The 8123-nt window shown below is 69.5% G+C and carries 8 protein-coding genes; 7 read left to right on the top strand and 1 reads right to left on the bottom strand.

Translation table 11 applies throughout. From position 1 onward, the window contains the following. The 4 genes from VF330_RS39160 to VF330_RS39145 form a co-directional block, all read left to right on the top strand. Positions 1 to 1294 (top strand): sodium:solute symporter family transporter (locus tag VF330_RS39160; RefSeq protein ID WP_330856803.1); only part of this gene is annotated, 1294 nt, incomplete at its 5' end. 11 nt (positions 1295 to 1305) lie between these two features. Beyond that, positions 1306 to 1542, top strand: a complete 237-nt coding sequence (locus tag VF330_RS39155; protein ID WP_330856802.1) for a hypothetical protein — start codon at positions 1306 to 1308, stop codon at positions 1540 to 1542. Between the two features lie 228 nt (positions 1543 to 1770). Beyond that, a complete protein-coding gene (locus tag VF330_RS39150; protein WP_330856801.1) occupies positions 1771 to 2790 on the top strand; it encodes a hypothetical protein in 1020 nt (339 codons plus the stop codon). Between the two features lie 99 nt (positions 2791 to 2889). After that, a complete protein-coding gene (locus tag VF330_RS39145; protein ID WP_330856800.1) occupies positions 2890 to 4395 on the top strand; it encodes an aldehyde dehydrogenase family protein in 1506 nt (501 codons plus the stop codon). An 18-nt stretch (positions 4396 to 4413) separates the two neighbouring features. On the opposite strand, the gene VF330_RS39140 is transcribed toward VF330_RS39145, so the two are convergent. After that, positions 4414 to 5409 (bottom strand): iron-siderophore ABC transporter substrate-binding protein, encoded by a 996-nt coding sequence (locus tag VF330_RS39140; RefSeq protein ID WP_330856799.1) that lies wholly within the window; start codon positions 5407 to 5409, stop codon positions 4414 to 4416. Between the two features lie 144 nt (positions 5410 to 5553). On the opposite strand from VF330_RS39140, the gene dhaK reads away from it, so the two are divergent. From dhaK to dhaM, 3 genes are read left to right on the top strand one after another with little or no spacing between them, the layout of a single operon-like run. Then, entirely contained in the window at positions 5554 to 6546 is a 993-nt protein-coding gene (gene dhaK, locus VF330_RS39135; RefSeq protein ID WP_330856798.1) for a dihydroxyacetone kinase subunit DhaK, read from the top strand. A 1-nt stretch (position 6547) separates the two neighbouring features. Then, positions 6548 to 7174 (top strand): dihydroxyacetone kinase subunit DhaL, encoded by a 627-nt coding sequence (gene dhaL, locus VF330_RS39130; protein WP_330856797.1) that lies wholly within the window; start codon positions 6548 to 6550, stop codon positions 7172 to 7174. Beyond that, the gene (gene dhaM, locus VF330_RS39125; protein ID WP_330856796.1) at positions 7171 to 7863 is read left to right on the top strand and encodes a dihydroxyacetone kinase phosphoryl donor subunit DhaM; all 693 of its coding nucleotides are present in this window, start codon (positions 7171 to 7173) and stop codon (positions 7861 to 7863) included. The genes dhaL and dhaM overlap by 4 nt, the downstream gene beginning before the upstream one ends. Positions 7864 to 8123 lie beyond the last annotated feature (260 nt).

Below are 8123 nucleotides of genomic sequence, written 5' to 3'. Positions count from 1 at the left end.
CATCAGCTTCGCCGTCGCCCAGGTCCTGATCGCCGGCATCAACCTGTTCGCGCTCGCCGTGATCGTCGAGGCGCTGCTCGGGTGGCCGCTGCCGGTCTCGATCTGCGTCGCGGCGCTCGTGGTGCTGGCGTACACGACCCTGGGTGGCCTGAGTGCCGCCATCTACAACGAGGTCCTGCAGTTCTTCGTCATCGTGGCCGCGCTCGCGCCGTTGACGATCATCGGTCTCATCAAGGTCGGCGGCTGGCAGGGCATCGTCGAGAAGATGACCGACAAGGAGCAGCTGAGCGCGTGGCCCGCCACCGAGCTCACCGGCATCGACAGCCCCGTGTGGAGCGTCATCGGACTCGTGTTCGGTCTCGGGTTCGTCCTGTCGTTCGGCTACTGGACGACGAACTTCGCCGAGGTGCAGCGCGCGATGAGCGCCAAGTCGATGTCGGCGGCCAAGCGCACGCCGATCATCGGCGCGTACCCGAAGGCGCTGATCCCGGCGATCATCGTCATCCCCGGCATCATCGCGGCGCTGATCGTGCCGGAGATGGCGCAGCTCAAGGCCGGTGACGACAGCAGCGGCGTCGTCTTCAACAACGTGCTGCCGCTGCTGATGCGCGACCTGCTGCCCAACGGCATCCTCGGCATCGCGATCACGGGTCTGCTGGCGAGCTTCATGGCCGGTGTGGCGGCGAACGTCAGCTCGTTCAACACCGTCTTCACGTACGACCTGTGGCAGGACTACGTGAAGAAGGACCGGCCGGACGAGTACTACCTGCGCGTGGGGCGCCTGGCGACGGTCGGTGCGTGCATCGTCGCGATCGGCACGGCGTTCATCGCGGCGTCGCTCGGCGGGTCCAACATCATGGACTACATCCAGGCGTTGTTCTCGTTCTTCAACGCGCCGCTGTTCGCGACGTTCATCCTGGGCATGTTCTGGAAGCGGATGACGCCGACCGCGGGCTGGGTCGGTCTGCTCGCGGGTACCTTCACCGCGATCTTCATCTACGCGATCTCGGAGCCGTCGTTCGGCATCGAGCTGCTGGATCTGCCCGGTCAGGGCGCGAGCTTCCTCGGCGCCGGTCTCGCGTTCGTGGTCGACATCGTGGTGAGCGTCGCGGTCACGATGGTCACGCGGCCCAAGCCGGACAGCGAGCTGGTCGGGCTGGTCTACAGCCTGACGCCCAAGGAGGACAGGGCGCACGGCACCACCGGTGAGGACGCCGGCTGGTACCGCTCGCCCGCCCTGCTCGGTGGTGGCGTGCTCGCGCTGACGACCGTTCTCTACTTCATCTTCGCCTGAGGGAGGCCGCCATGAGGTTGTTCGACCTGCGACTGATCATCGCTTTCCTCTTCGGCCTGTACGGCGTCGTACTGGTCGTCATCGGTCTGGGCTTCACCACCGACGAGGACCTGAAGAAGGCCGAGGGGGTCAACATCAACCTGTGGGCGGGGATCGCGATGGTCGTGCTGGCGGCGGTCTTCGCCGCCTGGGCGACCCTGCGTCCTCAGTTCGCGGACACGGACAAGGAGCCGCTCAAGGAGCTATGACCGGGAGCGGCCCGGGTAAACGGGGTTGAAGGCCTCGATCGTCCACGCGTCGAGCCAGGTGAATGCGCGGCGAATTCGGTTTCGCACGTCTCTCCTTCATCTCGGGGTCTTCACCCTGTACATCGCGTCGATCTTCTGAATCGTTCCCGTAGCTGTGGGTGACATGTGCCACGGGGCAAGTCGGGGTACCGCCCACGAACGCGCGGAAAGGTCGCTACCGTGCACGTCGTGCCTCGTTTTCGCGCCACCGCCGTGGTCGCCGCCGCCGCGTTGCTGATGGCCGGCTGCGCCACCGGTCCTGGTCTCGCCAAGACCAACTCGCCCCGCCGGACCGTGCAGGCGGGCGCCGAGACGAACCCGGCCGACCCGTCGACGACGACCAGGCAGTCCGCGCAGGCGGGCAAACCGGTCGACCCGGCGTTCGCGTCGGAGCGGCTGCGGCTGCTCAACCCGTGCGCGTTGATCGACAAGGACCTGCTGGAGACGGTCGGCACGCCGTCGCGGTACACGAGCAGCAACTACACGCGCTGCTCCAACTACATGAAGGACAAGTCGGGCAAGTCGCTCGGCATCACGCTGGACATCGGCTACTCGCTGACGTCCTCGGACCTGAAGAACGCGACCAAGACCCTCGCCGGGCTCAAGAGCGGCGAGCAGAAGCTGAGCTCGTCGTGCTTCATCACCGTCGTGACGCAGGAGAACCCGGCGCAGGCCGTGCGCGTCCAGGTCACGACGAGCACGGGCAGCGACGCGGCTGAGCCGTGCGAGCCGGGGCGCAAGGTGCTCGAGGGCGCGGTCCGCAAGCTCAAGGGCAACCCGCAGAAGTACACCCCCAGCAAGGGGTCGCCGGTCGAGGTCGACCCCTGCGCGATCGTGGACAAGGCGACGCTCTCGCCCGTGCTCGGCGCCTCGCCGCGCGCGCTGCCGTTCGGGCTGCACCAGTGCTCCTGGTCCGGCCAGAGCGCGACGATGCAGATCGAGATCAAGACGGCGCGCATCCCGAAGGACGGCAAGTTCGACAGCAGGTCCGTCGAGGTCGACCTCGGTGGCGGCGTGAAGGGCTACCAGGCGTTCAAGGACACCTCGTACCCGAGCTGCGAGGTGGTCGTCGTGCGGACGAAGGACTCCAGCGACGCCGGGGAGATCGTGGAGTTCAGCGTGAGCGGTCTGAAGGAGAAGGAGTTCGACCGCTGCCAGGCGACGCAGACGTTCGCCAAGGCCGTGCTCCCCGCCCTGCCCGCCGTCTGACCGCGACGCGCCGGGCGGCGGTGCGGAGGCAGGCGGGGGCTGAAAGTTGTCCGGCTACGCGTTAGGGTCGAGGTTACTGGCGAGTACCTGGAGGGCTCCATGACGCAGACCGCTTCGGACAGCGCGCTGTCGGCCGATGGCGAGCAGCGGCGGTTCGCATCACTGGACCCGCGCACGGGCGAGGTCGTCGCGCACCACCCGATCCACACCGCGGCCGAGGTCGAGGACGCCGTGTCGTCGGCGCGCGAGGCCGCCACGTGGTGGGCCGGGCTCGGGTTCGAGGGCCGCAAGACCAAGCTCGACGCGTGGCGCAAGATCCTCTCGCAGCGCTCGGACGAGTTCATCTCGCTGATCAGCTCGGAGACCGGCAAGCCGGCCGACGACTCCCGCGTCGAGGTCGCGCTGGTCATGGACCACCTGCACTGGGCCTCGCGGCACGCGGGTCGCGTGCTGGGCAAGCGCCGGGTGTCCTCCGGGATGCTGATGTTCAACCACAGCGCGTCGCTCGAGTACCTGCCGTTGGGCGTCGTCGGCGTCATCGGGCCGTGGAACTACCCCGCGCACACGCCGATGGGGTCGATCTCGTACGCGCTGGCCGCGGGCAACGCCGTGGTGTTCAAGCCGTCGGAGTTCACGCCGGGCGTCGGCACGTTCCTCGCGTCGACGTTCACCGAGGCGGTGCCGGAGTACCCGGTGTTCCAGGTGGTCACGGGCTACGGCGAGACCGGTGCGGCGCTCTGCGCGGCCGGTGTCGACAAGATCGCGTTCACGGGCTCCACGCGGACCGGCAAGAAGGTCATGGCCGCGGCCGCCTCCTCGCTGACGCCGGTGCTGGTCGAGTGCGGTGGCAAGGACGCGCTGATCGTCGACTCGGACGCCGACCTGACCGCCGCCGCCGAGGCCGCGATCTGGGGTGCGGTGTCGAACGCCGGCCAGACGTGCGCGGGCGTCGAGCGGATCTACGTGGCCGAGGAGGTCGCGGACCAGTTCATCGAGATCGTCGTGAAGCGCGCCCGCAAGCTCAAGCCGGGCGGCGAGCCGAACGCGAACCTCGGGCCGATCACGATGCCGTCGCAGGTGGAGATCATCCGCGAGCACGTGCAGGACGCGCTGGACCGCGGTGGCAAGGCGCTGGTGGGCGGGGCGGACTCGATCAGGCCGCCGTACGTCGAGCCGGTGGTGCTCGCGGACGTGCCGGAGGACTCGATCGCGATCACCGAGGAGACCTTCGGGCCGACCGTGGTGATCAACCGGGTGCCGAACGCGCTGGAGGGTGTGCGGCTCGCGAACCGGTCGAAGTACGGGCTGGGCGCGGCCGTGTTCTCGAAGTCGCGCGGTGAGGAGCTGGCCCGCGAGCTGCGGGTCGGCATGGTGTCGATCAACTCCGTGCTGACCTACGCGGCGATCCCCGGGCTGCCGTTCGGCGGTGTGGGCGACTCCGGGTTCGGGCGCATCCACGGCGAGGACGGGCTGCGCGAGTTCGCCTACGCCAAGGCAACGACGAAGCTGAAGTTCAAGTCGCTGATCGACATGGCGACGTTCGACCGCTCGTCCATGGCCGGCAAGCAGATGCTGCGGCTCGCGCGGACGCTCTTCGGACGGTAGGAGCGCCCGCGCGGGCTCCTACGCCCCGAGCTGCTTCTGCAGGTCGACGAGGACCTCGTTCGCGGCGAGCACGCCGAGGCCGAGGAAGTACGTCTCGTCGGAGACGGGCTTGGCCTTGCCGCCCTTGACGGCGTTCAGGCCGCTCCACAGCGGACCGCCGAGCACCGAGCCCTGCGCGGTCTTCGCCGCGTCGCCGTAGGAGGAGTAGACGACGAAGTCGGCGTCGGCCTTGCCGATCTCCTCGGCGCTGACCTCGGCGGCCAGGTCGTCCACCTGGGACGGCGTGGGCTGCGGGATCTTCGCGTCGACGAGGATCGTGCCGATGAAGGACTTCTTGGCGTACAGGCGGATGCGGCCGGGCATGAAGCGCAGCGCCGTGACGGTCGGGCGCACGCCGAGCTTCTTCTCGACGGCCGTGCCGACCTCGGTGGCCTTGTTCGTGTAGTCCTCGAGCATCTTCGCGGCGTCGGCCTGGCGGTCGAGCGCGGCGGCGTTGAGGAGGAAGTTCTCCTTCCACACGTAGCCGGGGCGCACGCTGAACACCGTCGGGGCGATCGCCGCGAGCTTCGGGTAGAGGGCTTCCGCGCGCAGCTGCGAGCCCAGGATGAGGTCCGGGTCGAGCTTGGCGATGGCCTCGAGGTTGAGGTTGTTGGTCGTGCCGACGTTCTCCGGCGTGCCGCCCTTGTCGCCGATGTAGGACGGCATCGTGGGGGAGCCGTCGGTGTAGGCGATGCCGACGGGCTTGATGCCCAGCGCCACGACGTTGTCGAGCTCGCCGGTGTCGAGCACGATCACCCGTTCGGGTTTCTTCTCGAGCTTCGTCTCGCCCATCGCGTGCTTGATCGTGCGGGGGAACTCGCCCGGCTTGGCCTGCGTGCCGAAGCCGTTGCTCAGCTCCGTCGCCTTGCCGAAGTCCGCTCCGCCCTGGGCCACCGTCGGCTTGTCCGGCGTGCTCTGGGTGCAGGCGGTGAGGGTCAGTGCGACTGCGACGAGCAGCGCTGCTCTCTTCGGCACGACGTGGTTCCTCCGTTACTCGCAGTGATGTTGACCTGCATTTCTTAGGGCAGCCTTACGGTACCGGGGTCCTTTGCCTGTTCCGAGTGTCAGACCCCCGGAGTAAGAAGGAACACGGTCACCGCCGATCGGGAGGGCTGTTCGATGAAGAAGATCATCAATGATCCGGAAACCGTGGTGCAGGACGCGCTGCGGGGGATGCAGGCAGCCCATTCCGACCTGCTGACGGTCCACCACGACCCCGCGGTCGTGGTGCGCGCGGACGCCCCGGTGCGGGGCAAGGTCGCGATCATCTCGGGCGGTGGTGCGGGCCACGAACCGCTGCACGGCGGGTTCGTCGGCCGCGGCATGCTCGACGCCGCCTGTCCGGGGCCGGTGTTCACGTCGCCGACGTCGGACCAGGTGCTCGACGCGGTGGTGAAGACGGACGGCGGCGCGGGCGCGTTGCTGATCGTGAAGAACTACACGGGCGACGTGCTGAACTTCGAGATGGCCGCCGAGCTGGCGGAGTCCGAGGTGCGCAGCGTCGTGATCGACGACGACGTGGCGGTGAAGGACTCGCTGTACACGGCGGGCCGGCGCGGTGTGGGCGGCACCGTGCTGCTGGAGAAGATCGTGGGCGCGGCGGCGGAACGCGGCGACGACCTGGCGGCGTGCGAGGCGCTGGCGTTGCGGGTGATCGCGTCGGTGCGGTCGATGGGACTCGCGCTCACCTCGTGCACCGTGCCGCACGTGGGAGAGCCGTCGTTCGAGCTGGCCGACGACGAGATGGAGATCGGCATCGGCATCCACGGCGAGCCGGGCCGTCATCGCGTGCCGGTCTCGTCGGCTTCGGAGATGGTGGCGGCGTTGCTCGAGCCGATCCTGGAGGACCTGCCGTTCGCCTCGGGTGACCGGGTGCTGCTGTTCACGAACTCGATGGGCGGAACTCCGCTGATCGAGCTGTACTTGGCGCACGGCATCGCGGAACAGCTGCTGGCGGATCGGGGGATCACGGTGGAACGCAGGCTCGTCGGCCCGTACATCACGAGCCTGGAGATGCAGGGCATGAGTCTCACGCTGCTGAAGGTGGACGACGAGCTGCTGTCGCTGTGGGACGCGCCGGTGCACACGCCCGCACTGCGGTGGGGGGTCTGACGTGGGGTGCACGACCGCGGACGTGGTGGCGGCCATCCGCGCCGCCGCCGTCGTCGTCCAGGAGCACCGCGACGAGCTGGTGCGCCTCGACCAGGCGATCGGCGACGCCGACCACGGCGAGAACATGCGGCGCGGCTTCACCGCTGTGCTGTCCAAGTTGGACGCCGAGGAGCCCGACACGCCCGCCAAGGCGCTGAAGCTCGTCGCCACCACGCTGATCTCGACGGTGGGCGGCGCCGCGGGTCCGTTGTACGGCACGGCTTTCCTGCGCGCGTCGGCCGCCCTGGGCGACGCGGCGGAGCTGGACCACGACGCCGTGGCCCGCGCCCTGCAGGCCGCGCTCGACGGCGTGCTGGCCCGAGGCAAGGCCGCGGTGGGCGACAAGACGATGGTCGACGCCCTGACCCCGGCCGTGTCCGCGGCGGCCTCGACGAATGGTTCGGTGGCCGCGGTGCTGTCCGCGGCGGCCGACGCCGCGGCCGAGGGAGCTGAGTCGACCGTGCCGATGGTGGCGCGCAAGGGCCGCGCGTCGTACCTGGGCGAGCGCAGCGCGGGCCACCTCGACCCCGGCGCCCGCTCGACAGCGCTGTTGTTGCGCGCCTTCGCGGACGCGGCGGCCAAGTCATGACCGGCCGGGTGGGCCTGGTCGTCGTGTCGCACAGCGACCTGCTGGCCAACGGCGTGGCCGAACTGGCCGCGCAGATGGCGCCGGACGTCGCCGTCCTCCCGGTGGGCGGCACGGAGGAGGGCGGCCTGGGCACCGACTACGGCGCCGTGGTCGAAGCCCTGGCCGACGCGGACTCCGGCACCGGCGTCGTCGTCCTGTACGACCTGGGCAGCGCCAAGATGACGGCGGAGATGGCCGTGGAGTCGGCCGACGACCCGTCCCGCTACCGGGTCGTGGACGCCCCGCTGGTCGAAGGCGCCGTGGCCGCAGCCGTCACCGCCCAGAGCGGCGCCGCGCTGCCGGCCGTCGCCGCAGCCGCCGAGGGCGCGTCGGGCGAGGCCCCGGTCACCGCCCCCGAACGCCCGGCACTGCACCTGGTGCCGGACGCCGTGACGGCAGAAGTCCTGCTGACCAACGAGGTGGGCCTCCACGCCCGCCCGGCGGCCCTGCTGTCCCGCACCGTCGCCGAACTCGATGCCGACGTCCTCATTCGCTACGGCGGGGAGGAGGCCAACGCCGCGAGCGTGCTGGCGCTGATGGGCCTGAGCGCGCCGGGAGGCAAGGCGATCACGGTGGTGGCCACGGGCAAGGACGCCGGGGAGGCGGTGCGGCGCATCGAGCAACTGGCGGAGAGGGGCTTCGACGACTAAGAGCTGGTTGTTGCGTTTTGGTAGGCGGGTTGCTGTTTCGTGCGTCGGGGCTCTGCCCCGGACCCCGTCAGCTGATCAAGGACCGGGCCGGCGCCGTTCGTGGGTTGATGGCACGCCTGATTGTGTTGGGCGGCTTGCTGTTGCGTTGTTCGAGTGGTTGGGGGTGGGGTGGTCCCGTCACGAGCAGTGCTCGAGGCAGCCACACCCGAGGGGAGAGGTCAAGTCGCGAAAAGCGTGCGACTTGACCTCTCCCCTCGGGC

It is taken from the genome of Lentzea sp., from assembly GCF_036380075.1.
GTDB lineage: Bacteria > Actinomycetota > Actinomycetes > Mycobacteriales > Pseudonocardiaceae > Lentzea.
This window is presented reverse-complemented; position numbering and strand designations above follow the sequence as displayed.

Excerpts from the sequence above, each read along its gene's own strand:
- VF330_RS39155 (WP_330856802.1), top strand. The coding sequence starts at position 1,306 with ATGAGGTTGTTCGACCTGCGACTGATCATCGCTTTCCTCTTCGGCCTG.
- VF330_RS39145 (WP_330856800.1), top strand. The coding sequence starts at position 2,890 with ATGACGCAGACCGCTTCGGACAGCGCGCTGTCGGCCGATGGCGAGCAG.
- dhaK (WP_330856798.1), top strand. The coding sequence starts at position 5,554 with ATGAAGAAGATCATCAATGATCCGGAAACCGTGGTGCAGGACGCGCTG.
- dhaM (WP_330856796.1), top strand. The coding sequence starts at position 7,171 with ATGACCGGCCGGGTGGGCCTGGTCGTCGTGTCGCACAGCGACCTGCTG.